Annotated in this window: 23 protein-coding genes and 1 pseudogene; 6 read left to right on the top strand and 18 right to left on the bottom strand. The window is 64.2% G+C overall.

Annotated elements, in window-relative coordinates; translation table 11 throughout:
- Nucleotides 1-17 precede the first annotated feature (17 nt).
- The 3 genes from EOA49_RS06540 to uxaC all read right to left on the bottom strand — a co-directional run bounded on the left by EOA49_RS06540 (nucleotide 18) and on the right by uxaC (nucleotide 2428).
- On the bottom strand, nucleotides 18-791 hold the full coding sequence (locus EOA49_RS06540) for a FadR/GntR family transcriptional regulator (protein ID WP_127239264.1): 774 nt from the start codon (nucleotides 789-791) through the stop codon (nucleotides 18-20).
- 37 nt (nucleotides 792-828) lie between these two features.
- A complete protein-coding gene (locus EOA49_RS33930; protein WP_278052899.1) occupies nucleotides 829-960 on the bottom strand; it encodes a hypothetical protein in 132 nt (43 codons plus the stop codon).
- 64 nt (nucleotides 961-1024) lie between these two features.
- On the bottom strand, nucleotides 1025-2428 hold the full coding sequence (gene uxaC, locus EOA49_RS06545; RefSeq protein ID WP_127239263.1) for a glucuronate isomerase: 1404 nt from the start codon (nucleotides 2426-2428) through the stop codon (nucleotides 1025-1027).
- A gap of 181 nt (nucleotides 2429-2609) precedes the next feature.
- On the opposite strand from uxaC, the gene EOA49_RS06550 reads away from it, so the two are divergent.
- The gene (locus tag EOA49_RS06550) at nucleotides 2610-4151 is read left to right on the top strand and encodes a mannitol dehydrogenase family protein (RefSeq protein ID WP_127239262.1); all 1542 of its coding nucleotides are present in this window, start codon (nucleotides 2610-2612) and stop codon (nucleotides 4149-4151) included.
- Between the two features lie 35 nt (nucleotides 4152-4186).
- Here the strand turns inward: EOA49_RS06550 and EOA49_RS32550 are convergent.
- The 9 genes and pseudogenes from EOA49_RS32550 to EOA49_RS06590 form a co-directional block, all read right to left on the bottom strand.
- Nucleotides 4187-4370, bottom strand: a pseudogene (locus EOA49_RS32550) (S26 family signal peptidase); the annotation flags it as partial.
- A gap of 175 nt (nucleotides 4371-4545) precedes the next feature.
- Nucleotides 4546-4953 (bottom strand): F0F1 ATP synthase subunit epsilon, encoded by a 408-nt coding sequence (locus EOA49_RS06555; RefSeq protein ID WP_127239261.1) that lies wholly within the window; start codon nucleotides 4951-4953, stop codon nucleotides 4546-4548.
- 98 nt (nucleotides 4954-5051) lie between these two features.
- Nucleotides 5052-6632: a F0F1 ATP synthase subunit beta gene (gene atpD, locus EOA49_RS06560; protein ID WP_164746617.1), complete on the bottom strand. Its 1581-nt coding sequence runs from the start codon at nucleotides 6630-6632 to the stop codon at nucleotides 5052-5054.
- Nucleotides 6633-6707: 75 nt separating this feature from the next.
- Nucleotides 6708-7592, bottom strand: coding sequence for a F0F1 ATP synthase subunit gamma (locus tag EOA49_RS06565; protein WP_067001531.1), 885 nt, complete (start codon nucleotides 7590-7592; stop codon nucleotides 6708-6710).
- A gap of 34 nt (nucleotides 7593-7626) precedes the next feature.
- Nucleotides 7627-9156: a F0F1 ATP synthase subunit alpha gene (gene atpA, locus EOA49_RS06570; protein ID WP_127239260.1), complete on the bottom strand. Its 1530-nt coding sequence runs from the start codon at nucleotides 9154-9156 to the stop codon at nucleotides 7627-7629.
- Complete coding sequence (locus EOA49_RS06575) at nucleotides 9156-9716, bottom strand: F0F1 ATP synthase subunit delta (protein ID WP_067324965.1); 561 nt, start codon at nucleotides 9714-9716, stop codon at nucleotides 9156-9158. The genes atpA and EOA49_RS06575 overlap by 1 nt, the downstream gene beginning before the upstream one ends.
- A 246-nt stretch (nucleotides 9717-9962) precedes the next feature.
- Nucleotides 9963-10358, bottom strand: a complete 396-nt coding sequence (locus EOA49_RS06580) for a DUF4345 family protein (RefSeq protein WP_127239259.1) — start codon at nucleotides 10356-10358, stop codon at nucleotides 9963-9965.
- Between the two features lie 126 nt (nucleotides 10359-10484).
- Nucleotides 10485-11180: an aspartate/glutamate racemase family protein gene (locus EOA49_RS06585; protein WP_095799715.1), complete on the bottom strand. Its 696-nt coding sequence runs from the start codon at nucleotides 11178-11180 to the stop codon at nucleotides 10485-10487.
- A 34-nt stretch (nucleotides 11181-11214) separates the two neighbouring features.
- On the bottom strand, nucleotides 11215-13398 hold the full coding sequence (locus EOA49_RS06590; RefSeq protein WP_127239258.1) for a primosomal protein N': 2184 nt from the start codon (nucleotides 13396-13398) through the stop codon (nucleotides 11215-11217).
- A 90-nt stretch (nucleotides 13399-13488) separates the two neighbouring features.
- On the opposite strand from EOA49_RS06590, the gene fsa reads away from it, so the two are divergent.
- Nucleotides 13489-14145, top strand: a complete 657-nt coding sequence (gene fsa, locus EOA49_RS06595) for a fructose-6-phosphate aldolase (RefSeq protein ID WP_095799713.1) — start codon at nucleotides 13489-13491, stop codon at nucleotides 14143-14145.
- Nucleotides 14146-14236: 91 nt separating this feature from the next.
- Here the strand turns inward: fsa and lptE are convergent, their stop codons facing one another.
- Nucleotides 14237-14818: an LPS assembly lipoprotein LptE gene (gene lptE / locus EOA49_RS06600; protein WP_067324955.1), complete on the bottom strand. Its 582-nt coding sequence runs from the start codon at nucleotides 14816-14818 to the stop codon at nucleotides 14237-14239.
- Entirely contained in the window at nucleotides 14805-17447 is a 2643-nt protein-coding gene (gene leuS, locus EOA49_RS06605) for a leucine--tRNA ligase (RefSeq protein ID WP_127243096.1), read from the bottom strand. The genes lptE and leuS overlap by 14 nt, the downstream gene beginning before the upstream one ends.
- A gap of 146 nt (nucleotides 17448-17593) precedes the next feature.
- Between leuS and EOA49_RS06610 the strand changes: the two genes are divergently transcribed.
- Complete coding sequence (locus tag EOA49_RS06610; protein WP_127239256.1) at nucleotides 17594-18256, top strand: YggS family pyridoxal phosphate-dependent enzyme; 663 nt, start codon at nucleotides 17594-17596, stop codon at nucleotides 18254-18256.
- 162 nt (nucleotides 18257-18418) lie between these two features.
- Here the strand turns inward: EOA49_RS06610 and EOA49_RS06615 are convergent, their stop codons facing one another.
- The gene (locus EOA49_RS06615) at nucleotides 18419-18691 is read right to left on the bottom strand and encodes an aspartate-semialdehyde dehydrogenase (RefSeq protein WP_067001506.1); all 273 of its coding nucleotides are present in this window, start codon (nucleotides 18689-18691) and stop codon (nucleotides 18419-18421) included.
- Between the two features lie 304 nt (nucleotides 18692-18995).
- Between EOA49_RS06615 and acs the strand changes: the two genes are divergently transcribed.
- Both acs and EOA49_RS06625 read left to right on the top strand, forming a co-directional pair.
- A complete protein-coding gene (gene acs, locus EOA49_RS06620; RefSeq protein ID WP_127239255.1) occupies nucleotides 18996-20951 on the top strand; it encodes an acetate--CoA ligase in 1956 nt (651 codons plus the stop codon).
- Nucleotides 20951-21697, top strand: coding sequence for an MOSC N-terminal beta barrel domain-containing protein (locus tag EOA49_RS06625; protein WP_067324949.1), 747 nt, complete (start codon nucleotides 20951-20953; stop codon nucleotides 21695-21697). The genes acs and EOA49_RS06625 overlap by 1 nt, the downstream gene beginning before the upstream one ends.
- Nucleotides 21698-21709: 12 nt before the next feature.
- Here the strand turns inward: EOA49_RS06625 and EOA49_RS06630 are convergent, their stop codons facing one another.
- From EOA49_RS06630 to EOA49_RS06640, 3 genes are all read right to left on the bottom strand, one after another.
- Nucleotides 21710-22978: a cyclopropane-fatty-acyl-phospholipid synthase family protein gene (locus EOA49_RS06630; RefSeq protein ID WP_067324947.1), complete on the bottom strand. Its 1269-nt coding sequence runs from the start codon at nucleotides 22976-22978 to the stop codon at nucleotides 21710-21712.
- Between the two features lie 406 nt (nucleotides 22979-23384).
- On the bottom strand, nucleotides 23385-24803 hold the full coding sequence (locus EOA49_RS06635) for a pilus assembly protein (protein ID WP_127239254.1): 1419 nt from the start codon (nucleotides 24801-24803) through the stop codon (nucleotides 23385-23387).
- Nucleotides 24804-25103: 300 nt separating this feature from the next.
- Nucleotides 25104-25973, bottom strand: a complete 870-nt coding sequence (locus EOA49_RS06640) for a transglutaminase family protein (protein WP_127214102.1) — start codon at nucleotides 25971-25973, stop codon at nucleotides 25104-25106.
- Nucleotides 25974-26161: 188 nt separating this feature from the next.
- On the opposite strand from EOA49_RS06640, the gene EOA49_RS06645 reads away from it, so the two are divergent.
- The coding region (locus tag EOA49_RS06645) for an HAD family hydrolase (protein ID WP_348626860.1) at nucleotides 26162-26494 on the top strand (333 nt) is incomplete at its 3' end.

Raw genomic sequence — 26494 nt, forward strand, 5'->3', positions numbered from 1 at the left:
CTACCTTGCTCGAATGATTATCCGGTCGACGCAGCCGCCACGGACTTTGCGTAATAGGCCTGCCGCGCCTGCAGGCGCTCGCGGTAGCGCTGCTGGCTCGAGGTGAGATGTGCCCGCATCGCCTCGCGCGCGGCTTCGGCGTCGCCCGCCGAAATCTCATTGAGGATCACCAGATGCTCCCGTTGCAGGCCACGCTGGTACTCGTCGGCCTGGACGAGCTCGGCCGACCAGGGCGAGGTTACGTCGCAGGGAATGGCGCGGCGGCCGAGCACGTCGAGCATCTCGACATAGAGCGGGTTATTTGTGGCGCTGGCGATTGCCCTATGGAAGGCGATATCCGCCGGACCGGTCGGCTGACTGGCGAGCAGGAGCCGCTCGAACTCGAAGAAAGCCTCCTGGATTGCCGCCTCTTGCGCCGCGTTGCGGCGGATGGCGGCAAGGCCGGCCGATTCGATCTCGATCGCCAGCCGGACCTCGAGCACGTTGAGCGCGATCGAATCCTTGGCGCCCATATCGGCGGCTAAAACGCCGAGCGTGGTGGAGATGTGTTCGGTTACGAAGACGCCGGCGCCCTGCCGCGCCTCGACGAGACCGTCGGCGGCAAGCTTTGCCAGCGCCTCGCGAATGACGGTGCGGCTGACGCCGAAGGTTTCCGTGAGCTGCCCCTCGGTCGGCAGCTTGTGCCCGGGCGGGATCTCGCCCGCCAACAGCTGCTTGCGGATCGCCGCGACCACCGTTTCCGACAGCTTCGGCTTCCGTTCGACCCTGAGATCCGTCGTGGGCCCGGCCACCGTCGCACTCCTATCTGAACGCCCTATTTGAGGACGCCTACTTGAAGACACTTGGCAACCACAGCGAGATAGCGGGAATATACGTCACCAGCGCCAGAACCACGATACCCGCGCCGTAGAACGGCCAGATCGAGCGCATGGCTTCCCAGACCGTGATCTTGCCGACCATGTTCGACCAAGACGTCGGACTGGATGACGCGGAACTTCATGCCTCTCAAATCCTGGCGACCGCCTCAGAGCCGGTACGCCTTCTTGGCAAGCGTGTAGGCAAGCTCGCGCGCCAGCTCATGCGCTTCCTCCTCGCGCAGCCGATGTTCGGCGACGAGCCGCGCCAGGAAGGCGCAGTCGACACGCCGCGCGACGTCGTGGCGCGCCGGGATCGATGGAAAGGCGCGCGTGTCGTCGTTGAAGCCGACCGTATTGTAGAAGCCCGCCATCTCGGTGGTCATTTCGCGGAAGCGGCGCATGCCTTCCGGGCTGTCGTGGAACCACCAGGCCGGCCCAAGCTTCAGCGCCGGATAGACGCCGGCGAGCGGCGCCAGCTCGTGCGCATAGCTCGTCTCGTCGAGCGTGAACAGGATGATCGTCAGGTCTCGCTCCAGCCCGACGCAGTCGAGCAGCGGCTTCAGCGCCGTCACATAGTCGGTCCGGGTCAGGATATCGAAGCCCTTGTCGCGGCCGAATTTCTGGAAAACAGCCGGCGAATGATTGCGCCACGACCCGGGATGGATCTGCATTACCAGCCCATCGTCGCGACTCATCTTGGCCATCTCGGTCAGCATCTGGGCGCGGAACAGTTTTCGCTCGCGCTCGTCCTCCGAACCGCGGCGGATGCTGTCGAACAGCTCCTGCGCCGCCGTGTCGGAAAGATTGGCGGTGTCGGCGGTCGGATGGCCGTGATCGGACGAGGTGGCGCCGAATTCCTTGAAATAGGCGCGGCGCTTTCGGTGCGCCTCGAGATAGCCGGCCCATGTGCCGGTGTGGCATCCGGTGATTTCGCCCAGGCGATCGAGATTGGCTAGAAACCCTTCGAAGTCGGGATCGACCACGGCGTCCGGCCGGTAGGCGGTAACGACGCGGCCCTGCCAACCGCTGTCACGGATCATCCGATGCCATTTGAGATCGTCGAGCGCCCCTTCGGTGGTGGCGATCACCTCGATGTTGAAGCGCTCGAACAGCGCCCGCGGCCGATAGTCGGCGCGCTGAAGCAACGCCGCGATCGTGTCGTAGCACCGATCGGCGGTGCTGGCGTTCAGCGGCTCGTCGATGCCGAACAGATGCTCGAACACATGGTCGAGCCAGAGCCGGGTCGGCGTGCCGCGGAAGAGATAGTAATGCTCGGCAAAGCGGCGCCAGATCGTTCGGCCGTCGGTCTCGACCGGTGCACCGTCGAGCGTCGGCACGCCGAGTTCTTCCAACCGAACGCCCTGGCTGAACAGCATGCGGAAGATGTAGTGGTCCGGCACGATCAGGAGCTGCGCCGGGTCGGGAAAGGGTTTGTTGAGCGCATACCAGCGCGGGTCCGTGTGGCCATGCGGGCTGACGATCGGCAGGTCCTTGACCCCTGCATGAAGGGCGCGAGCCAGCGTTCGCGTTTCCGGCGCGAACAGCAGGTCCGGATCAGTCAATGCAGCCACTTCGCTTCTCCCAGGCTAACCCATTGGTAGATTGACAAAGAGTAATGTCAACATACAAAAACCAGCTGGTTGTATGATGACTTTTGCATAAAGCCCGGCCATTGTACGGGGCAGCGGCGGGTGCTACGCCGCTGCCGCCATTCCTGCCAGGCTCGACGCGCCGATCGGAGACTTCAAACCAATGAACAGCCGACTGTCGAACGCCACGATCGCGCAGCTGCCGGGCACAATCGCCATACCCCGCTACGATCGCGGCGCCGTGACGCCCGGCATCGTCCATCTCGGCGTCGGCGCCTTCCATCGCGCTCATCAGGCGGCCTATGTCGACGCCTCCCTGGCTGATGGCGAGACGGGTTGGGGCATCACTGGCGTCTCGCTGCGCAGTCCCGACACACGCGATGCGCTGTCGCCGCAGGACGGTCTCTACACGCTGGCGGTGAGGGAAAGCGCCGGCGAGCAGTTGCAGGTCATCGGCTCGATCCTGTCGTTGCTGGTGGCGCCCGAAGATCCGGGCGCCGTGCTTACCGCGCTCACCGATCCGCGCACCCGCATCGTCACGCTGACCATCACCGAAAAGGCCTATCTAAGGGCCGCCGACGGCAGGCTCGACGAAACTCATCCCGACATCGTCCACGATCTGGGAAACCCTGGATCGCCGAAGACGGCGCATGGTTTCCTGGCCGAGGCGCTTGCGCGCCGCCGCGCCGCCGGCACGCCGCCCTTCACGGTGCTGTGCTGCGACAACCTTCCGGCCAACGGCGCCACGCTGCACAAGCTGTTGCTCGAGTTCGCGAAACTGCGCGACTTACGGCTCGCTCGACAGGGCGATGCCGGGCTCGCTCGACAGGACGATACCGAACTCGCCAGCCATGTCGCCAACGAAGTGGCCTTCCCGTCTTCCATGGTCGACCGCATCGTGCCGGCGACCACCGACGCCGACCGCGCCCGCATCGCCGGCGAGCTTGGTCTCGAGGATGCCTGGCCGGTGATGACCGAGCCGTTCCGGCAATGGGTGATTGAGGATCGTTTCCCCACCGGGCGGCCGGCCTGGGAGAAATTCGGCGTCACCATGGTCGAGCATGTCGGTCCCTTCGAGGACATGAAGCTGAGACTGCTCAACGGCGCGCATTCCGGCATCGCCTATCTAGGGCTGCTCAGCGGCCACGCGACCGTCGACCGCGCCTTCGCCGACCCGTCGATCCGACGGTTTGTCGACGCATTGTGGGCCGAAGCCGTGCCGACGCTGCCCCAGGATGCAGGCCTTGATACCGCCGCCTACACCGCCGAGCTCGCCCAGCGCTTCTCCAACACCGCGCTTGCTCATCGCACCGCGCAAATCGCTAATGATGGCAGCCAGAAGCTGCCGCAGCGCATCGTCGCTTCCGCGCTTGCCCGGCTGGAGGCGGGCCTGCTGCCGGAACATCTGTCGCTGGTTGTCGCCGCCTGGATCGCCGCATGCTCCGCGCGCGGTGGCAGCTTGCCCGAGGGTCATTTCACCGACCCGCTCGACGACGCCCTCAGCAACCTGTTCGGCCGCAATCTGCCGGCGGCAACAATGGCCGAGGCCGTGTTCGACCTCGCCGGCTTTGCCAAAGATCATCCGGAGCGACAGAAATTGATCGAGTTTGTCGCGACGCATCTCGTCCATTTCAAGCAGGGCGGTCCGAAGCTGGCTCTCGCGGCGCTCGGCATCGGCAAGGAACCGCCCCGGCTGGCCGAGTAGCGCGTCTCTGAACCGAGACTACTCGCCCGACTCGTTCACGACCTGCCGTGCGGCAGAGTAGGCCCCGTCCAGAACAGGCGCACTGCCTTGCCAACGAGATTGCCGTACGGCACCGTGCCCGGTGAAGCGGCTGTCGGCCAAATTGTCGCGATTGTCGCCGAGCATGAAATATTCATCAGGCGGCACGACGATTTCCGGCGTGTCGTCGCCTGCCGAACTCGTGTCGGGGTCGATCACCCAAACAAGAAGATAGAGCGGCTCGCCGTTTGCATGAAACCGCAAGACACCCTGACAAGCAGGGCGAACTGTCTCCCAAACGAGAAAACGGGCAAACGAGGCAAACAAAAAAGCGGGGCAAGCCCGCTCTCTTTCAGTCCATCCTAAGATGCCGCCGTCAGGCCGGCAGCAGCGCGCCTTCCAACGTGGTGAGCTGGCTGAGAAACTGCTCGGCCTTGCTGCGGGCTTCGTCGTCCTTGGCGTCGGCGGCGTCTTCCCTGGCTTCCTGGATGCGGCGGGCGAGATCAGCGCGGTCGATGTCGCCGACGGCGACCGCCGATTCGGCCAGCAGCGTGCAGCCGGAAGGCAAGATGTCGGCGAAGCCGCCGAACACGACGTAGCGCTCTTCCTTGCCTGCCGCGGTTTTCACCGTGACGACGCCGGGCTTGATCGTGGTCATGACCGGAGCGTGCTGCGCCATCACGGTCATCTCGCCTTCGGCGCCCGGGATGACGACGGACTCGACCTGCTCGGAAAGGAGCAGCCGCTCCGGCGAGACCAGTTCGAACTTGAAAGCTTCAGCCATGCCAATCTAGCGAGTAGGGAATAGCGAGTAGCGAGTAGTGAAAAACTCGGCCGGCCCACTGATCCCTATTCGCTACTCCCTATTCGCTATTCGCTTCTTTACGCCGCTTCAGCCGCCAGGCGCTGCGCCTTCTCGACCGCTTCCTCGATGCCGCCGACCATGTAGAAGGCGGCCTCGGGCAGATGGTCGTAATCACCGGCGCAAAGGCCCTTGAAGCCCTTGATGGTGTCGGCAAGGTCGACCAGCTTGCCGGGCGAGCCCGTGAACACTTCGGCGACGAAGAACGGCTGCGACAGGAAGCGCTCGATCTTGCGGGCGCGGGCAACGGTCTGCTTGTCCTCTTCCGACAGCTCGTCCATGCCAAGGATGGCGATGATGTCCTGCAGCGACTTGTAGCGCTGCAGGATGGACTGCACCTGGCGGGCGACCTGGTAGTGCTCCTCGCCGACAACCATCGGGTCGAGCATGCGCGAGGTCGAATCGAGCGGATCAACGGCCGGGTAGATGCCCTTTTCCGAGATCGCGCGGTTGAGCACGGTCGTGGCGTCGAGGTGGGCGAAGGACGTGGCCGGCGCCGGGTCGGTCAAGTCGTCGGCCGGAACGTAGATGGCCTGCACCGAGGTGATCGAACCCTTGGTCGTGGTCGTGATGCGCTCCTGCAGCGCGCCCATGTCGGTGGCGAGCGTCGGCTGATAGCCCACGGCCGAGGGGATGCGGCCGAGCAGCGCCGACACTTCCGATCCCGCCTGAGTGAAGCGGAAGATGTTGTCGACGAAGAACAGCACGTCCTGGCCCTGGTCGCGGAAATACTCGGCGACGGTGAGGCCGGTCAGGCCGACGCGGGCGCGCGCGCCCGGCGGCTCGTTCATCTGGCCGTACACCAGCGCGGCCTTCGAGCCCTGGCCGCCGCCCTTCTTGTTGACGCCCGATTCGATAAACTCGTGATAGAGGTCGTTGCCTTCGCGGGTGCGCTCGCCGACGCCGGCGAACACCGAGAAGCCGCCGTGGGCCTTGGCGACGTTGTTGATCAGCTCCTGGATCAGCACGGTCTTGCCGACGCCGGCGCCGCCGAACAGGCCGATCTTGCCGCCGCGGGCGTAAGGCGCCAGCAGGTCGAGAACCTTGATGCCGGTGACCAGGATCTGCGCTTCCGTCGACTGGTCGACATAGGCCGGGGCCGGCTGGTGGATGGCGCGCATTTCGACGGCGTCGACCGGGCCGGCCTCGTCGACCGGTTCGCCGATGACGTTGATGATGCGGCCGAGCATGCCGGGGCCGACCGGCACCGAAATCGGTCCGCCGGTGTCATAGACATCCTGGCCGCGCACGAGACCTTCGGTCGAGTCCATGGCGATGCACCGCACGGTGTTCTCGCCGAGATGCTGGGCGACTTCGAGGACCAGGCGGTTGCCGACATTGTCGGTTTCCAGCGCATTCAGAATGGCCGGCAAATGATCTTCGAACTGGACGTCGACGACGGCGCCGATGACCTGGCGCACCTTGCCGGCGGCGCCGACCCGCTTCGCCGCAACGCTGGCCGCCTTCGCCGGAGCCGCTGCCTTGGCCGGAGCGGCCGCCTTCTTGGCCGGAACGGCATTCGCGGCTGCTGCCGGAGCCTTTGCCGCCTTGGGGGCCGGTGCCGCCTTGGCGGCGGTCTTCGGGGTAGCTGCTTTCGCCATCGTCTTTGCCCTTTTCGTCTGTCTGTTGCTCACGCCGTCTGCCGCGAGGTCGATGGCCTCGGCGGCGGGGCGCGCCTAGAGCGCCTCGGCGCCCGAAATGATTTCGATGAGTTCCTTGGTGATCTGCGCCTGCCGCTGGCGATTGTAGGTGATCGACAGCCTGTTGATCATGTCGCCGGCGTTGCGCGTCGCATTGTCCATCGCGCTCATCTTGGCGCCCATCTCGCCGGCCGCGTTTTCCAGCAGCGCGCGGAAGATCTGCACCGCGATGTTGCGCGGGATGAGGTCGGAGAGGATCTCGCCCGGCTCCGGCTCGTATTCGTAGACGGCCGTGGCGCCGTTGCTCGTCTCGGCAGCGGCGGAAGCCGGGGCCGCCGGGATGATCTGCTGCGCCGTCGGAATCTGGCTGATCACCGACTTGAACTGCGAATAGAACAGCGTGCAGACGTCGAAGCCGCCCTGGTTGAACAAGTTGATCACCTTGCGAGCGATCGCATCGGCATTGACGAAGCCGAGCGTCTTGACCTCGCGCAGGTCGACGCGCTCGAGGATCAGCGAACCGTACTCGCGGCGCAGGATGTCAAAACCCTTCTTGCCGACGCAGATGATCTTGACCTGCTTGCCGTCGGCGAGAAGCTTACGAATATGCTCGCGGGCTAGGCGCGCGATCTGGGAGTTGAAGCCGCCGCACAGGCCGCGCTCGGCGGTGCAGACGATGAGCAGATGCACGTCGTCCCTGCCGGTGCCCGTCATCAGCGCCGGGGCATCGCCGCCGCCGCCGATCGCCTGGGTGATGTTGGCCAGCACCGCCCCCATCCGCTCGGAATAGGGACGCGCCGCTTCCGCCGCTTCCTGCGCGCGACGCAGCTTCGCCGCGGCGACCATCTGCATCGCCTTGGTGATCTTCTGCGTCGCCTTGACCGAGGCGATACGGTTACGAAGGTCTTTTAATGAAGGCATGCTTCAAACCTCATCCCGTGCGTCCGGCTGCTCGTTAAGCGAAGGTCTTGGCGAAGGCGTCGATCTCGGCCTTGAGCTTGCCGCGCAAGTCGTCCGACAGCGCCTTCTCCTTGCGGATGCTGTCGAGCACGTCCTTGCCGGCCGAGCGCATGTGGCTGAGCAGGCCATGCTCGAACTTGCCGACCTGATTCAGCGCCAGCTTGTCGAGATAGCCATTGACGCCGGCGAAGATCACCGCGACCTGCTCTTCGGTCTTGAGCGGCGAGAACTGTGGCTGCTTCAGGAGCTCCGTCAGGCGCGAACCGCGATTGAGCAGACGCTGGGTGGCGGCGTCGAGGTCGGAGCCGAACTGCGCGAAGGCCGCCATTTCGCGGTACTGCGCGAGCTCGCCCTTGATCGAGCCGGCGACCTGCTTCATCGCCTTGACCTGCGCCGAGGAGCCGACGCGCGACACCGACAGACCGACGTTCACCGCCGGGCGGATGCCCTGGAAGAAGAGGTTGGTCTCGAGGAAGATCTGGCCGTCGGTGATCGAGATCACGTTGGTCGGGATGTAGGCCGACACGTCGTTGGCCTGCGTCTCGATGATGGGCAGCGCGGTCAGCGAGCCGTTGCCATTATCGTCATTGAGCTTCGCGGCGCGCTCCAGCAGGCGCGAATGCAGGTAGAACACGTCGCCCGGATAGGCTTCGCGGCCCGGCGGGCGGCGCAACAGCAGCGACATCTGGCGGTAGGCGACGGCCTGCTTCGACAGGTCGTCATAGCTAATGAGGGCATGCATGCCGTTGTCGCGGAAATATTCGCCCATGGTGCAGCCGGCGAACGGCGCCAGGAACTGCATCGGCGCCGGATCCGACGCGGTCGCGGCGATGATGATGGAGTAGTCGAGCGCGCCGCGCTCCTCCAGCACCTTGACGAACTGCGCGACGGTCGAGCGCTTCTGGCCGACGGCGACGTAGACGCAGTAGAGCTTCTCCTTCTCCGGGCCGTTGTCGTGCACCGACTTCTGGTTCAGCATCGTGTCGAGGATGATGGCGGTCTTGCCGGTCTGACGGTCGCCGATGACCAGTTCGCGCTGGCCGCGGCCGACCGGGATCAGCGCGTCGATGGCCTTGAGGCCGGTCGACATCGGCTCATGCACCGACTTGCGCGGAATGATGCCGGGCGCCTTGACGTCGACGCGGCGGCGTTCGGTCGCCTGGATCGGGCCCTTGCCGTCGATCGGATTGCCGAGCGCGTCGACCACGCGGCCGAGCAGGCCGGGACCGACCGGAACGTCGACGATGGCGCCGGTGCGCTTGACGGTGTCGCCTTCCTTGATGTCGCGGTCGTTGCCGAAGATGACGACGCCGACATTGTCGGCTTCGAGGTTCAGCGCCATGCCGCGGATGCCGCCCGGGAATTCGACCATCTCGCCGGCCTGGACGTTGTCGAGCCCGTAGACGCGGGCAATGCCGTCACCGACGGACAGAACCTGGCCGACTTCGGAGACCTCGGCCTCCTTGCCGAAATTCTTGATCTGGTCTTTCAGAATTGCGGAAATTTCCGCGGCGCGGATGTCCATCAGCCGACCTCTTTCAGTGCAAGCTTGAGCGAATTGAGTTTGGTTTTGAGCGACGTATCGATCTGGCGCGAGCCCATCTTGACGATCAGGCCGCCGAGCAGCGACGGGTCGACGGTCATGGCGATGGCCACGTCCTTGCCGGCGATTCCCGTCAGCGTCGCCTTGAGTTCGGCCTGCTGCGCATCCGTCAGCGCATGCGCGGAGGTGACTTCGGCGGACGCCTCGCCACGGTGGTCGGCGGCAATCTGGCGGAACGCCTTGATCATGCCGGGCACGGCGAACAGGCGGCGGTTGCGGGCGACGACGCGCAGGAAATTGCCGACGAGGCCGGTGATGTTGGCTCTGGAGATGATCGCGCCGATCGCCTTGGCCTGATCGTCGCTGGAGAACACCGGGCTGTTGATGAGCCGGGCAAGGTCGGCGCTGCCATTGAGCATCGCCTCGAAATCGTTGAGGTCAGCCTCGACCTGGGCGACCGAATTTTCCTGCAGCGCGAGCTCGAACAGCGAGCTTGCATAGCGCTCTGCGACAGCTGAGATTGGCGATGACGATTGGGCCACGGACCGTCTTTTCTCTTGTCTGACAGGCCGCAGATTGTTGGCGCGAGCGAAAACTCTGGCTAAATCTTTGACCTTACTGCGATTTTTCCAAGCACGGAGGGATGGCTTCCGCTATCCCCGGCCGAAAGTCGATTGCCGTCTAGCACAGGCCTTTTGAGACCGCAATGCATCGTCCGGCATGGTTTCAGGCACTTTTGTCGCATCAGACGGCGAAGGCCGAGCCTGAGCGGCGGATTAGCCACGAATTCACGGTACGAAGCCGAAGGCGAAGGCAAGCGGCAGCGCCGCCAGGGCCAATTCAACCACGATGGAAGCCCAGTTGAAAGGTGTATTGGCGCCGTCCGACATCATCGACAAAAGCCGACCGAAAGCGGTGAACAGCCATGAGAAGCCGAGCGCCATATAGAGCAGCGGCTGTGCGAGCAGGATGCAGCACAGGCTGACGCCGAGATAGAAGCCCGACATGCGGCCGCGCCCTTCGGCGATCGCCGCCGCTTTCTCCGGCTTTGCCTGCAGGCGCAGGATGCGGAAGGCGAGACTCGGCGCCAGGAAGAGGCCGAGGCCGATGAGCAGCGTCACGACGGCGCTCGACCATGCCAGCCACTCGCCCTGGCTCGCCGGCCACGGAAACGCGAACTCCATCTGATCCCCCTCGTAAAGTCTTGTTCTGAAATTGCCGGCATTCTAGCCGAGGAAAATCCGCGCGCCAGATGTCGGCCGGCACATTTGAAAAGACCGCAAGAGAAGAAGCGACAGAAGAGCGCCCGATCAGGACAATGCGAAGTCGATCGCTGCCTCGGCCTGGATGCGCGTGGTGTCGAACACCGGCATGTCGAAATCGCCCTGGCCGATCAGTATGGTGATCTCGGTGCAGCCCATGATGAGGCCGTCGATCTTTTCGTCGCGCCGCAGACGGCCGACTTCCTCGACGTAGGCGGACTTCGAGTCGGCTTTGACGACGCCTTGGCAGAGCTCATCATAGATAATCCGGTGCACCATGTCGCGGCCGGCCTGGGCGGGCACGACCGGCTGCAGGCCGTATTTGTCGGCGAGCCGCCCTTTATAGAAATCCTGTTCCATGGTGAAGCGTGTCGCCAGCAGCGCCGGGCGCTTCACGCCTGCGGCGACAACAGCGTGTCCAGTTGCGTCGGCGATATGGATAATGGGAATCGAGATGGCCGCTTGCACCGTGTCGGCGAGTTTGTGCATCGTGTTGGTGCAAATCATCAAGCCCTCGGCGCCGCCGGCCTCCAGCTTGCGCGCTGCTTTTACCAGAAGGACACCGGCGCCGTCCCAGTCGCCGGCATGCTGGCGTTCGGCGATCTCGGCGAAGTCGAACGACCAGAGCAACAGCTCGGCCGAATGCAGCCCGCCCAGCCGCTCGCGCACGATCTCGTTGAGCAGTCGGTAGTAGATCGCCGTCGATTCCCAGCTCATGCCGCCGATAAGGCCGAGGGTTTTCATAAAGCGAGCACTCCGTTGGGACTGTCTTTCTCGCTTATAGGAAGCTCTGCGGGTCGATGTCGACCTGCACCCTGACCGAGCCGCGCAGCTTCGGCCCATCCGCCAGCATGGCTCGGATAAACCCTTGCATGTCGGCGCGCCGCTCGCCTTGCACCAGCAAGCGGAAGCGGTGGCGGCCGCCGATCAGCGACAGCGGCGCCTCGGCCGGTCCGAGCACGAAGAGATCGGAGGCTGTAGGTGCCGCGCGCCGCAAGCCCCGCGCATGGGTTTCGGCCTCGGCGCGTGTCGCGGCACTGACGATGATGCCAGCGAGCCGGCCGAACGGTGGCAGTACGGCCCGCTCCCGCTCGGCGATTTCGCGCTCGTAAAAGGCTTCCGAATCGCCGGAGACGATCGCCCGCATCACCGGATGGTCGGGCTGATAGGTCTGCAGCAGGCCGAGGCTCTTCTTGCCGGTGCGGCCGGCGCGCCCGGTCACCTGGCTGAGCAGCTGGAACGTGCGCTCGGCGGCGCGCGGATCGCCATTGGCGAGGCCGAGATCGGCGTCGACCACGCCGACCAGCGTCATGCCGGGGAAGTTGTGACCCTTGGCGACGAGCTGCGTGCCGATGACGATATCGGCCTCGCCATTGGCGACGGCCTCGAGCTCGAGCCGCAGCCGGCGCACGCCGCCCAAGAGATCGGACGACAATACGATCGTGCGGGCTTCCGGGAAATGCGCCACCACTTCCTCGGCGATGCGCTCGACGCCCGGCCCGCAGGCGACCAGATGATCGAGCGTGCCGCATTCCGGGCAAGCTTCCGGCCGCCGCTCATTGTGGCCGCAATGATGGCAAACGAGCTGGCCGCGAAAGCGATGCTCGACCAGCCAGGCCGAGCAGACCGGGCAGCCGAAGCGATGGCCGCAGACGCGGCAGAGCGTCAGCGGCGCATAGCCGCGCCGGTTGAGGAAGAGCAGCGACTGCTCTTGTCTCTTCAGCGTGCGCTCCATCTGCTCCAGAAGGAGAGGCGACAGAAAACCGCCGCGCGCCGGCGGCGCGCGCCGCATGTCGATCGATTTCAGGTCGGGGAGCGCCGCCTCGGCAAAACGCGCCGACAGCACCGCGCGCTGGTAGCGGCCCTGGCTGGCGTTGACGCGGCTCTCGACCGACGGCGTCGCCGAGGCGAGCACGACCGGGAAAGCGCCGATATGGCCGCGCACCACCGCCATGTCGCGCGCATTATAGAAGACGCGGTCTTCCTGTTTGTAGGCCGGGTCATGCTCCTCGTCGACGACGATCAGGCCTAGCTCCTTGAACGGCAAGAACAGCGCCGAGCGCGCCCCGGCGACGACGCGCACGCCACCCTCCGCCGCCTGCCGCCAGACGCGTTCGCGCATCCGGGGCGGCAGGTCCGAATGCCATTCCGCCGGTTTGGCGCCGAAGCGGTCCTGGAAGCGTTCGAGGAAAGCGTGCGTCAGCGCGATCTCCGGCAGCAGGATCAGTACCTGCTTGCCCTTGTCGAGCGCCGCCGCCACCGCCTCGAAATAGACTTCCGTCTTGCCCGATCCGGTGACGCCGTCGAGCAAGGTGACGTTGAAGGCGTCGGCGGCGATCACCGCGCGCAGCTTCTCGGCCGCCGCCTTCTGGTCCGGCATCAATTCCGGCACAGCATGGCCGGGATCGGGTGCGGCGACCACCGGCCTTGGCGGGATCATCACCGTCTCAAACACGCCTTGTGCCCTCAAGCCATCGATGACGGTCGAGGAGACACCCGCCGCATGGGCGAGACCGGAGCGCGTCCAGGCAAGCCCGCCTTCGGCCGTCTCCAGCACGCGGCGTCGCGCGTCGGTCAATCGGTCGGGCTCGGCAAGCGTGCGCTGCAGGCCTTCGATCCACGGCTCCGGGTCGAAAGCTTCCGGCGCCCTCAACAACATCCGCGCCACCATGCCGGGCGCCGACAGCGTGTATTGGGCGATCCAGTCGACGAAACGGCGCATGGCCTTGTCGATCGGCGGGCAGTCGAAGACCTCCTCGATCGGCCGCAGCTTTTTCGGATCGACGGATTCGACGACGGCGTCCCAGACGATGCCGGCGACCTGCCGCGGCCCCAGCGGCACGCGCACGATCGAGCCCGGCACCACGCGCATGCCTGGCGGCACGGCATATGTGTAGGGCCGTTCGGCCGGCATCGGCACCAGCACCGGCGCGGCCGCGACAAAGGGCGAATCTTCGATCATCGGGCGTGACCTTGCCCCGACTTTGCTCTAGATCAAAGGGGACCCCCGCATCTGCCTGGCCGGCGTCAGGCAATCCCCAAGGAGACAGCCATGAAGTTTTTTGTCGATACCGCTGACATCAAGGAAATTAAGGAGCTGCACGATCTGGGGCTGCTCGATGGCGTCACCACCAACCCGTCGCTAATCCTGAAATCGGGCGGCAAGATCGCCGAGGTCACCAAGCAGATCTGCGACATTGTCGAAGGCCCGGTCTCGGCCGAGGTCGTGGCGACCGAGTACAAGGAGATGATGGCCGAGGCCGAGGTGCTGGCCAAGATCGCACCGAATGTGGCCATCAAGGTGCCGCTGACGCTGGATGGTCTGAAGGCCTGCAAGACGATCCGCACCGAGATGAACCGCATGGTCAACGTCACGCTCTGCTTCTCGGCCAACCAGGCGCTGCTTGCCGCCAAGGCCGGCGCCTCCTTCATCTCGCCCTTCGTCGGCCGCATCGACGACACCGGCTCGGACGGCATGGAGCTGATCTCGGAAATCCGCACCATCTACGACAATTACGATTTCAAGACCGAGATTCTGACCGCTTCCGTGCGTACGGTGAACCACGTCAAGCAGGCGGCTTTGATCGGCGCCGATATCGTGACCGCGCCGCCGGCGACGTTGAAGGCGCTGGTCAACCATCCGCTCACCGACAAGGGCCTCGCCGCCTTCCTCGCCGACTGGGCCAAGACCGGCCAGAAGATTGGCTGAGGCCCGAGATCAGACAACAAAAAGGCCGGGATAACCTGGCCTTTTTGTTGCATCGAATAGGGAAATAGCGCGGCGGCGCTCAGAGACCAGCTCAGGCCTTCTTGCCATTCTTGGCCAGGTCCTGGGCGATCGCCAGCCTGAGCAGATCGGCGAGCTCGCGGGCGGCGCGGTTCTCGGCGTCGATCTGCGCCCGGTAGGCCGCAAACTCCTGGCGCGGCCGGTCGAAGGAGGAAGGAATCGAGCGCTTGCCGAGCGCGACCACCGTGCCGGTCGCGGCGTCTCTGAGCACATAATTGGCGGTGAGGGTCACGGTGCCGGCCGTCGGCTCGTCCTCTTCGGTCTGCACCTGAACGATGGCCGCCGACTCGACAAGCTCGGTGACGCCGAGGTCGAGCGTATAGGCAGGCGATGCCGGCTCGCCCGAGCCCTGGCCGAAAGCGAAGATCAGGTTGTTGCGCACCTGCTGCGCAGGGCGCGTGCTGACCGGCTTGATCGATATCGAGGCCAGCTCGGCAGCGGCCCCGACCTGCGACCCGGCGGTGAGCGGCGCGCTGGAATAGAGCGGCCGCACCGTGCAGGCGGAGACCAGTGCCAGCGAGGCGATCAGGCCGCTGAGAGCAGCGCGACGCAGCAAACGCGCCGCCTGTGACTTTTCCGGATCAGGCAACGACATTGACGATCCTCTGCGGGATGATGATCACCTTGCGCGGGGCTTTACCATCGAGCGCTTTCTGCACGAAGTCGAGAGCCAGCACCGCCTTTTCGACGGCACCTTGATCCGCGTCGCGGGCAATTGTCAAATCCCCGCGCTTCTTGCCGTTGACCTGCACCGGCAGCATGATCTCGTTGTCGACGACTAGGGCCGGATCGTAGGCAGGCCAAGGCCGTTCGGCGACCATCTCGGTGCCGCCCAACGCCTCCCAGCATTCCTCGGCCAGATGCGGCATCACCGGCGCGATCACATGCACCAGGATCTCGACGGCCTCGCGGCAGGCGCCCTTCAGCGCCGCGTCAGCCTTGCCTTCGGCGACGTCGTTGAGCGGCACGGCCAGCGCATTGGCAAGCTCGTAGATGCGGGCGATAGCTCGGTTGAAGCCGAGCTTCTCGATGTCCTCGCCGATCGCCTTAAGGATCTTGTGCGCGGCCTTGGAAACGGCACCTGCCTCGCCTTCGCTCGCCGCGGCCGGCTTCACGTCGGCAAGCTGTTCGGCCGCGATCTGCACCAGGCGCCAGACGCGCTGCACGAAGCGATGCGCGCCGGCGGCACCTTCGTCGGTCCATTCGACGTCGCGCTCCGGCGGCGAGTCCGACAGCATGAACCAGCGCGCGGTATCGGCCCCGTAGCCGTCGGTGATCTCCTCCGGACTCACCGTGTTCTTCTTCGATTTCGACATCTTCTCGAGCGCGCCGATCGTCGCTTCCTCGCCGGTCGCGATCTCGATGGCGCGGCGCTTGCCGCCGGCGTCCTCGATCCTGACCTCGCTCGGCGACAGCCAGCGCCCATTTGTCGACGGACCGCCGACGCGGTAGGTCTCGTGCACCACCATGCCTTGCGTGAACAGGCCCTTGAACGGCTCGGCGAGGTTCAAATGGCCGGTCTCGCGCATGGCACGTGTGAAGAAGCGCGAATAGAGCAGATGCAGGATCGCGTGCTCGATGCCGCCGATATACTGGTCCACCGCCAGCCACTCGTCCGCCGCCTTCGGCTCGGTCGGCTCGTTTGCCCAGGGGGCGGTGAAGCGCGCGAAATACCACGACGAATCGACGAACGTATCCATCGTGTCGGTCTCGCGCCGCGCGTCGCGCCCGCATTGCGGGCATTTCACGTGACGCCATGTCGGATGCCGATCGAGCGGATTGCCCGGACGGTCGAACTCGATGTCGTCAGGCAGTTTCACCGGCAGATCGGCCTTCGGCACCGGCACCACGCCGCAGGCCTCGCAGTGGATCATCGGGATCGGGCAGCCCCAGTAGCGCTGGCGCGAGATGCCCCAATCGCGCAGGCGGAAATTCACCTTGCGCTCTGCCATCGGCCGGCCGCCGATCGTCCTCTGTTCGAGCAGCTTCGCCACCTCGTCGAACGCGCGCTGCGGCTCCATGCCGTCGAGGAAGCGCGAATTGATCATCACGCCGTCGTCGACATAGGCCTCCTCGATGATCTGGAAGGTCTTGGCGTCGCCGTCTTCCGGCATCACTACCGGGACTACGGGCAGGCCGTATTTGTTGGCGAAGTCGAGGTCGCGCTGATCGCCCGACGGGCAGCCGAAGATGGCGCCCGTGCCATACTCCATCAGCACGAAATTCGCGACATAGACAGGCAGCGTCCAACTGTCGTCGAAAGGATGGACGACGCGGATGCCGGTATCGAAACCCTTCTTTTCGGCCGTCTCAAGCGCCGCCACCGAGGTGCCCATATGGCGGACCTCGTCGATGAACTTGGCCAGCGCCGGATTGTTCTCGGCGGCTTGTTTGGCCAGCGGATGATCCGCCGCGACCGCCATGAAGGAGGCACCGAAGATGGTGTCCGGCCTGGTCGTGTAGACTTCCAGCTCATGCATGTCGCCGCCGATCTTGGCAGAGCTTGCAGCCGCCAGCGGCCAGCGGATCAGCAGCCCTTCCGAGCGGCCGATCCAGTTATGCTGCATCAGCTTGACCTTTTCAGGCCATTCGTCGAGACGGCCGAGCGAATCCAGCAGGTCCTGCGCGAAATCGGTGATCTTGAAGAACCACTGCGTCAACTCGCGCTGCTCGACCAGCGCGCCCGAGCGCCAGCCGCGGCCGTCGATGACCTGCTCGTTGGCGAGCACCGTCATGTCTGCCGGGTCCCAGTTGACCTTGGACGATTTGCGCGTCACCAGCCCCTTCTCGACGAAGTCGAGGAACAGCATCTGCTGGCGGTGATAGTAGTCGACGTCGCATGTGGCGAACTCCCGCGCCCAGTCGAGCGACAGGCCCATCATCTTGAGCTGCTCGCGCATGACGGCGATGTTTTCGTAGGTCCAGTCCTTGGGATGGACCTTGTTCTGCATCGCTGCGTTCTCGGCCGGCATGCCGAAGGCGTCCCAACCCATCGGGTGCAGCACGTTGAAGCCCTTGGCCCGCTTGTAGCGCGCGACGACGTCGCCCATCGTATAGTTGCGGGTGTGGCCGATATGGATCTTCCCCGAGGGATAAGGGAACATCTCGAGCACGTAGTATTTCGGCTTCGGGTCCTCGTTCCTGGCCTCGAACAGCTTCTTTTCGGCCCAGGCCTTTTGCCATTTGGGCTCTGACGTGCGCGGATTGTATCGTTCGGTTGCCATCGAATGTTTTTCACTTAAAAGCGGGTGCGCGGCGCTGGGCAAGGCCGGCAGCCGAGACAATGTCGTCGCGGTGTTCACCATGGATTGCCAGACCCGTCAACTGTGGCGATCCGGCGTTGGTGCTAAAACTATGGGCAGGTATGGACATGACGAGCCCCGTCGAACAGCTTCGCGCGGTCAAGGCGAAGATCGCAAGCGCCGAACGCGAGGCAAAGCGTGAGCCCGGCGCCGTCATGCTGGTTGCGGTCTCGAAGACCTTCGCGGCCGAAGATATCCGCCCGGTCATCGAGGCGGGCCAGCGTGTTTTCGGCGAGAACCGCGTGCAGGAAGCTCAAGGTAAATGGCCGGCGCTGAAAGCGGCGTTTCCCGACATCGAGCTGCACCTGATCGGGCCGCTGCAATCCAACAAGACGAAGGAAGCGGTGGCGCTTTTCGATGTCATCGAGACCGTCGATCGCGAGAAGATCGCCGCCGAGCTTGCCAAGGAGACCGCCAGGCAAGGCCGGGCGCCGAAACTCTATGTCCAGGTCAACACCGGTTCCGAGCCGCAGAAGGCCGGCATCGAGCCGCGCGACGCCGTCGCTTTCGTCAAACGCTGCCGCGAGGTGCACGGCCTCGCCATTGAGGGCCTCATGTGCATCCCGCCGGCGGACGAGAATCCCGGCCCGCATTTCGCGCTTTTGGAAAAGATCGCCCGCGAGGCCGGCGTCGCAATGCTCTCGATGGGCATGTCCGGCGATTACGAGACCGCGATCGCCTTCGGCGCGACCGGTGTCAGGCTGGGCTCGGCAATCTTCGGCAGTCGCTAAGCGCCTCGACACGCTGGCAGCGATCTTGTTACCGACCCGACAATCGAACGATAACGCTTCCGCCGGCGCTTGAAACGAACCGGGCCGTTCCTACCAAGCCCGCGGATGACGAGTGATGGGCGTTTCCGCCAACATTCGACGTACAGAGAACCTCTGCGCCGCTCAGTGCAGCACGAACTCCCCGTCCACTTTCCGCCACTCGTTCGGCGCGATCAGCTTCTGGTGCGTGTACGTCACCGAATGCAGCGGGCCGTCGAGCTTGGTCTTCCAGAATTCGATGAAGCGGATCAGCACCGGAAACTCCGGCGCGATGTCGTAATCCTGCCAGATATAGCTTTGCAGCAGATGTGGATGGTCTGGGAAGTGATAAAGGATCTTGGCTGTGGTCAGCCCATAGCCGCTGAGCATCAAGTCCATTTCGAGATGATGGCGCATTGCCGTCCTCAGTTGATTCTCCTTTCCTCCCAACGCGAAACTCTGCGCCTCGTTGCTTAACCGTCTATTGATTTTCGCACATCAGACCCAAGTTTTCCATCGGAAAAACAGATGGTTAGCAGCCCTATGGCGAGAGTGCTGACAGGCGTTTGCACTTGCCCCTGCGTCATCCCGCCGCGCGAATCCAACGTCTAATGTTGCCGTCACGGCGGAACTGTTAATAATGCCGCGAATTCACGGCTGCTTCGCCGTGATGCCGTCGGCACATCAAGCCGGCGGAACGATTTCGGAGGAAAGCTAGAAAATGTCCGATGTCCATGTCCACCGCGTCCAGCCGGCGTGGAAGAAAAACGCGCTGATCGACAACGACACCTATCTCAAATGGTATGCCGACAGCGTGAAGAACCCAGACAAGTTTTGGGGCAAGCACGGCAAGCGCATCGACTGGTTCAAGCCCTTCACCAAGGTCAAGAACACTTCCTTCGACGGCAAGGTCTCGATCAAGTGGTTCGAGGACGGCCAGACCAATGTTTCCTACAACTGCATCGACCGGCATCTGAAGAAGCGCGGCAACCAGACCGCCATCATCTGGGAAGGCGACAACCCTTACGATGATAGGAAGATTACCTACAACGAGCTCTATGCGCATGTCTGCCGCTTCGCCAATGTCCTGAAGAAGCACGGCGTCAAGAAGGGCGACCGCGTTACCATCTACATGCCGATGATTCCCGAAACGGCTTACGCGATGCTTGCCTGCACGCGTATCGGCGCCATCCATTCGGTCGTCTTCGGCGGCTTCTCGCCCGATGCGCTGGCCGGCCGCATCGACGACTGCAAGTCGACCATCGTCATCACCGCCGACGAGGGCCTGCGCGGCGGCAAGCCGATTGCGCTGAAGGACAACACCGACAAGGCCATCGACATCGCCGCCAAGGCCGGCACCAAGGTGGAAAAAGTGGTGGTGATGCGACGCACCGGCGGCAAGACCGGCTGGGTGCCGGGCCGCGACGTCTGGTACCACGATGAGGCCGCGACCGTTAAGGCCGACTGCAAACCCGAGAAGATGAAGGCGGAGGACCCGCTGTTCATCCTCTACACATCGGGCTCGACCGGCAAGCCGAAGGGCGTGCTGCACACCACCGCCGGCTATCTCGTCTATGTTTCGATGACGCACCAGTATGTCTTCGATTACCATGACGGCGACATCTACTGGTGCACCGCCGATGTCGGCTGGGTCACCGGCCACAGCTACATCGTCTATGGCCCTTTGGCCAACGGCGCCACGACGCTGATGTTCGAGGGCGTGCCGAACTACCCGTCGCAGTCGCGCTTCTGGGAAGTCGTGGACAAGCACCAGGTCAACATCTTCTACACCGCGCCGACGGCGCTGCGCGCCCTGATGGGCGCCGGCGATTCCCATGTGAAGAAGACCTCGCGCAAGTCGCTGCGCGTGCTGGGCACGGTCGGCGAGCCGATCAATCCGGAAGCCTGGGAGTGGTATTTCAACGTCGTCGGCAACGCCAAGGTGCCGATCGTCGACACATGGTGGCAGACCGAGACCGGCGGCATCCTGATCACGCCGCTGCCGGGCGCCACCGACCTTAAGGCCGGCTCGGCGACACGGCCCTTCTTCGGCGTCAAGCCGCAGCTGGTCGATGGCGAAGGCAAGGTGCTGGAAGGCGCGGCCGACGGCAATCTCTGCATCACCGATTCCTGGCCCGGCCAGATGCGCACCGTCTATGGCGATCACGACCGTTTCGTGCAGACCTATTTCTCGACTTACAAGGGCAAATACTTCACCGGCGACGGCTGCCGCCGTGACGCCGACGGCTACTACTGGATCACCGGCCGCGTCGACGACGTCATCAACGTTTCAGGCCACCGCATGGGCACGGCGGAAGTTGAATCGGCGCTGGTCAGCCACGACAAGGTCTCGGAAGCCGCCGTCGTCGGCTATCCGCACGATATCAAGGGTCAGGGAATCTACTGCTACGTCACGCTGATGTCCGGCACGACGTCGAGCGAGGATCTGCGCAAGGAGCTTGTCGCCCATGTCCGCAAGGAGATCGGCGCCATCGCAACGCCCGACAAGATCCAGTTCGCGCCGGGCCTGCCCAAGACCCGTTCAGGCAAGATCATGCGGCGCATCCTGCGCAAGATCGCCGAGGACGATTACGGCGCGCTGGGCGACACCTCGACGCTCGCCGATCCCGCCGTGGTCGACGATCTCGTTGCCAACCGGCAGAATAAAAGGGCCTGATGAACGCGCAGGCCGCACTCGGCACCGTCAGCCAGCTATGGCGCTATCCGGCGAGCTCGCTTGCCGGCGAGCGGCTGGACGCCATCTCCGTCGGCACGTCGACTGTCGACGGCGACCGGCTGTTCGGCCTGGTCGATGCGTCGGATGGCGAGATCGCCAGGCCGGACCGCGGACCGAAATGGCACAAGGTGCCGCTGATCCGCACCCGGCTGACCGAAGACCGCCGGCTCGAAGTGGCCGTGCCCGGCGGCGACTGGCTGCCGGCGCCCGACCCGGAAAGCGACCGGGTTCTTTCCGGATTTCTTGGCTTCGACGCCTCGATCCGGCCTTACTTCCGCGAGCACGCGCCGGGCTATGCCGGCCCGCTCACGGCCGAGCGATACAGCAGGACGCCGATCCATCTGCTCACCACCGCCTCGCTGGCGCGGCTGAAGGCGCTGCATCCGCAAGGCGTGCCAGATTCGCGCCGCTTTCGCCCCAACATCGTCGTCGACATGGAGCCGGTCGAAGGCTCCTTCCCGGAGACGGAATGGCTCGGCCGCAAGCTCGCGATCGGCGATCTGTTGCTCACGATCTCCGAGCCCTGCCGCCGCTGCGGCTTCACCATCATCGCCCAGGACGGCTTCGACAACGACCCCGGCATCCTGCGCAACCTGGTCCGCTACAACGCCCACAATATCGGCGTTTATTGCACCGTCGACCGGCCGGCACGCGTCGAGATCGGCGCGGAAGTGCGGTTCGCCTGACCTGCCTTGTCCCTACCGGTACAAATCTTCACGCGTCGGCGGCAGGACGCTTGGTCCCCGCGCGCGCTTGGTGGCGACGGTCTGGAAAATCTGCGCCGAGGCGCGTTCGAAGGCGATCGAGCAGCCGGTGAGATAGAGCAGCCATAGCCGCGCTTTCGCCTCGCCGACCTCGGCGATCGCCTCGTCGAAGCGCGCATGGAGACGCTCGGCCCACAGCCGGCAGGTGCGCTGATAATGCTCGCGAAGGTTCTCGACATCATGGACGAGGAAGCCACGCGCCTCGAGATTGCCGAGCGTCATGCCGATCGTGTCGAGCTCTCCACCTGGGAAGATGTATTTGATCAGCGCCTTGTATTCCGGGCCCTTGCGCAACGTCTTGCGGATGTCGCCCTTGCTGCGCCTGGTGATGGCGTGGTGCAGATAGATTCCGCCGGGCTTGAGCAGACGATGGACGGCCGAAAAGTAGGCGTCGTGATTGGCAATACCCAGATGCTCGAACATGCCGATGGACGATATCTTGTCGAACGTGCCGGAGAGCTCGGCGTAGGATTTGATCTCGATGGTGATACGGTCCTCGAGACCCTCGGCGCGGATGCGCTCGCGGGCAAGCTCCGTCTGGGCCCGCGACAGCGAGACGCCATGGCCGACGACGCCGTAATGCTTCGCCGCATGGATCAGCATCGCGCCCCAGCCGCAGCCGATGTCGAGCAGCCTTTCGCCGGGCTTCAGCCTGAGCTTGCGGCAGATATGGTCGAGCTTGTCGACTTGCGCCTGGTCGATGCCGTTGGCGAAATCCTTGAAATAGCCGCAGCTATAGACCATGCGCTCGTCAAGGAAGAGCCGGTAGAAGGCATTCGAGATGTCGTAGTGATGCTGGATCGCTTCCTTGTTCGACCCGCTGACATAAGGGTTGCGGCCGGAGAGGTCGCTGCGCGCCGTCATCTGTTTTCGCGAGAACAGCACTACCGGGAGGTCGCGCAGGATCTCCAGCTTGGGCAATGATCTGAGCTTCGTCTTGAGCCTGCCCTGCGAGGGCACGGCGTAGAAGTCGAACAGCGTGCCCTCTTCGATGTCGACGGTCTTGGAAATCCACATCTCGACAAGCGTCGAGAAGGCAGGACGCCGCAGCAGTTGCCAGACGATGTCCTGATCGTTGATGGCAAGCACCGGACCGTCGGCGGGCCCGATCCGCTCGCCGGTCCAAAGCCTGACCGCAAAACCCGGCTTCAACGTCTCGACGACCCTGCGTACGATCCGCGCGGCTCTGTCGGCGGCGTCCATTCCCACCTCCCGATAGGCGAAACACCGCCCTCGAGCGCCACTGTCGTCTACCGGCCTGTCGACCGCAATCCCGATCTGTTGCGAAAAAGCATCGCGCGAGGATGATCCTCGCCCGATGCACGGCCATTCCGTTGCGTCATCTTGTCTTTTGCCGCGACGCACCCCATCATTTGGCTGTGTTCAACAAACCGAAAGGAGGTGATCCGATGTCGAGTGATTTCGTTTTCCATAACGTGAGCTCAGCGGATTGCACTTCCGGGAAGCAGTCTTCCCGTTAAGGCGCGAGACGCGCGGCAGGTGACCCGAAGGGGTCGCCGCCAGGGGCCGCGTCATGGACGGAAACACGGAAGGCCGCCTGCTTCGTCAAGAAGCGGCGGCCTTTTCCTTCTGCGGGCTGACCTGTGGATCAGCGATTGATGGTGAGCTTCTCGATATTGCGGGTGATCTGATCGAAGGCATCTGACAGTTCGGTGCCCGTGGCGGCCTCGTAAAAATGCTTCAGCGACGACGTGTCGTCGGTCGCACAGTCCTTCAATACGGATCTCGCTTGATCCCTCTCGGTCGTCGTCATCGACGGATCGTTGAGATCGAAGCCGATGGTGAAAACCTCTATGCCGTCGTGCTTCATATTCTCGCAAATGGCTTCGGCATTGGCGCGCGACCTCCGGCCCTCGTCGTCGGACGCGGACGTGCCGCGCCCGCGGGCAAAGGCGGTGTTGAACTGGCCATCCGTCATCAGGATGGCGATCTTTGCCACTTTCTTCGGATCGAAATTCGCCGGACCCGCGCCCAGGCGGGCATCGGCGATGGCCGAACGCCAGGACGGCGAAAGCATGTAATAGCCCCATTGCGCGGCAATCCCACCTGCCGTCACGCCCGCAGCTTGGAAATGACCGATGGCCGTGAGCAGCGTGTTCTGATCGGCCGTCAGCGGAACCAGAGCCGCGGATGGACACACTTTCATGCGGTAGTCGCGGTTGACCTTGGCCTGATAGGTCCTGCCATTGTTGTCCTGCCTCAGCGTATACGGGCCATCCGACGAATAATCGGCATAGCCGTCCTTGTCCTTGCGCTCGGTGGCGCATTTGTCAGGCGCGGTCGTCACGGAAATGGAAAGCGGCGCATCGATCGGCGGCGGCAGCTTCGGTCCGGCCGACGTCTCGACGAAGACGGTGTCGGCGAGGCCGCCAGTGTTGACGGCCTCGGCATAGGGGACGATCGCCACCCGGACCCGAGGCTCGCTGGGATCCCGGTTCTGTCCCAGGAGATCCTTGACCGTCTGCGACGCGGCCGCCTGCAGGTCGCCGATCTTATTGGTCTTGGCGCGCTTGTTGGCCGCCATGGAGCCGGTGATGTCGAGCATCAGCGCCACCTCGATCTTCTTGTCTGAATAGAGCGCGGTGGTCGAGGCGCCGACACGGTGCATATCGCCAACGCTGAACAGCGGAAAATAGAGGCCGACATCGGCATGCGCATTCACCTGCACGGTCTTCGATGTCCTGTCGATGGTGAGCTTGTCGAGCACGATCTGTTTGGCCTGCAGGATGCCGGCCGCGCTGTTGGCGTCGAGAAATGCCTGTACCGACGCGTCGGCATCGGCTTCCTTGATGACACCAAGGGTGAGATCGCGTGCCGTCGAGGTCACAGCGGCATCGACGACGCTCTGCAGACTCGATCTCGCATTGTAGACCTGCGCGATATTGACTGCGAATCCCACCCCCAGCGCCAGCACCGATGCGGCAGCCCCAAACAGAACCGCGAAATTGCCTCCGCGATCCCGCGCAAAGCCGTCCACCCCACGAGCGAGACCTTTCAACTGCCGCATCGTCACCCTCGCCTGCTGCGGCTTCGGTGCCGCTCAACGGAAGCGCTGCAGGATTTCGGCCAGACACGGCCACCCTTCTGTTCGAAAGCGCGGAGCGACAGCTAACTCATTGTTTCTGCTGGAACACGGCAGACAGGAAGGTGAATGGCGGGTAAATGGAAACACAATAGGGAAATGCCGTTCATAAAGCGCTTACCATGAGTGGCGGAGCCATTGCGGCCCTTCCCGCTTCGGCACAGTGCGCCTGTGCCAAAGCGGGTCAGCGCTGGTGCTGGCGCCGCAGTGAAACAGCCGCCTGGCTTACGCGAGCATCTGGGCGCTCGCGGTCCTGTCGATGCCGTGATGCGGCGGCTTGAACAGATTGCCTTGCTGCTCATAGGTCCACACCTTGAACAGGGTAAGCCGATGCGGGCCGAAGCTGTGCAGCAGCGGCACGTCGGTGGCGTCGCGGCCGCGCGCGATCACGACGCGGCCGATCCTTGGACGATTGTGGCGCGGATCGAACGCGTACCATTTCCCGTCGAGGAACACTTCCATCCAGGCTGAGAAATCCATCGGCGCCGGATCGGCCGGCACGCCGATGTCGCCGAGATAGCCGTTCACATAGCGCGCTGGAATGTTCATCGCGCGGCAGAGCGCTATCGCGAGATGCGCGAAGTCGCGGCAAACGCCGACGCGCTCCTCATGCGCCTGCGCCGCCGTGCGGGTGGCGCGGGCATAGCCGTAGCCGAACGAAAGCCGGCTATGGACATAGTCGACGATCGCCTGCGCGCGCGCCCAGCCGGGCGGCAGGTGGCCGAACAGCTCCCAGGCGAGGTTGCTGAGGTGATCGGTTTCGCAATAGCGGCTGCCGAGCAGGTAGACGAGCACCTCGTCCGGCAGCTCCGCCACCGGCATTTCGCGCGCCAGCGTGTTGATCTCGTCGGCCTCGCCGCTGTCCTCGACCACCCCATCAAAGAGGATGCGGAAACCGCCGGCCGGCACCGTGAAGCGGCGGCAGATATTGCCATGGCTGTCGCGATAGGTGGTCGTCGGCACCGAAGGCGAGGTGAGAAAGCGCCTCTGCCGCTTGATGTCGGCATGGCGATCCGGGTGGATGTCGAGAAGCGCGATGATCGGCGTCGCGGCATCGCATTCGATGGCGAGTTCGTAGCCGAGCCTGATCAGCATCACTTCCCCTTGTTGGTGGTCTTGCCCTTATTGGTGGTCTTGCAAGACTGGTTGGAGAACGCCGCAATGAGGAGCGTTGTTCCGGCGGCGAGTCGAAATGCCGGCATGCGCCTTTGCAGGCTCCGCTTCGGAGGTTAGGATAGCGGTGCGTTTCGCGCTCCCCGAAAACGATTCCCCCAGGATATCCGATGTTCCCAGGCAGAAAGTTCGCCGCTTTCCTTTTCGACATGGACGGCACGGTCCTCAATTCGATCGCCGCGGCGGAACGCGTGTGGACCAAGTGGGCTCGCCGTCACGGCCTCGACGTCGCGAGCTTCCTGCCGACTATCCACGGCAAGCGCGCGATCGAGACCATCGCCGCGCTGAAGCTTCCCGGCGTCGATCCCGTCGTGGAAGCCGATGCGCTGCTCGAGGCCGAGGCGGCCGACCTCGAGGGCATCGTTCCGATTCCGGGTGCTGTGGCGTTTCTCAAGTCGCTGCCGCCGGAGCGCTGGGCGGTCGTCACCTCGGCGCCGCGGGAA

It is taken from the genome of Mesorhizobium sp. M1A.F.Ca.IN.020.04.1.1 (genome assembly GCF_003997315.1).
Classification (GTDB): Bacteria; Pseudomonadota; Alphaproteobacteria; order Rhizobiales; family Rhizobiaceae; genus Mesorhizobium.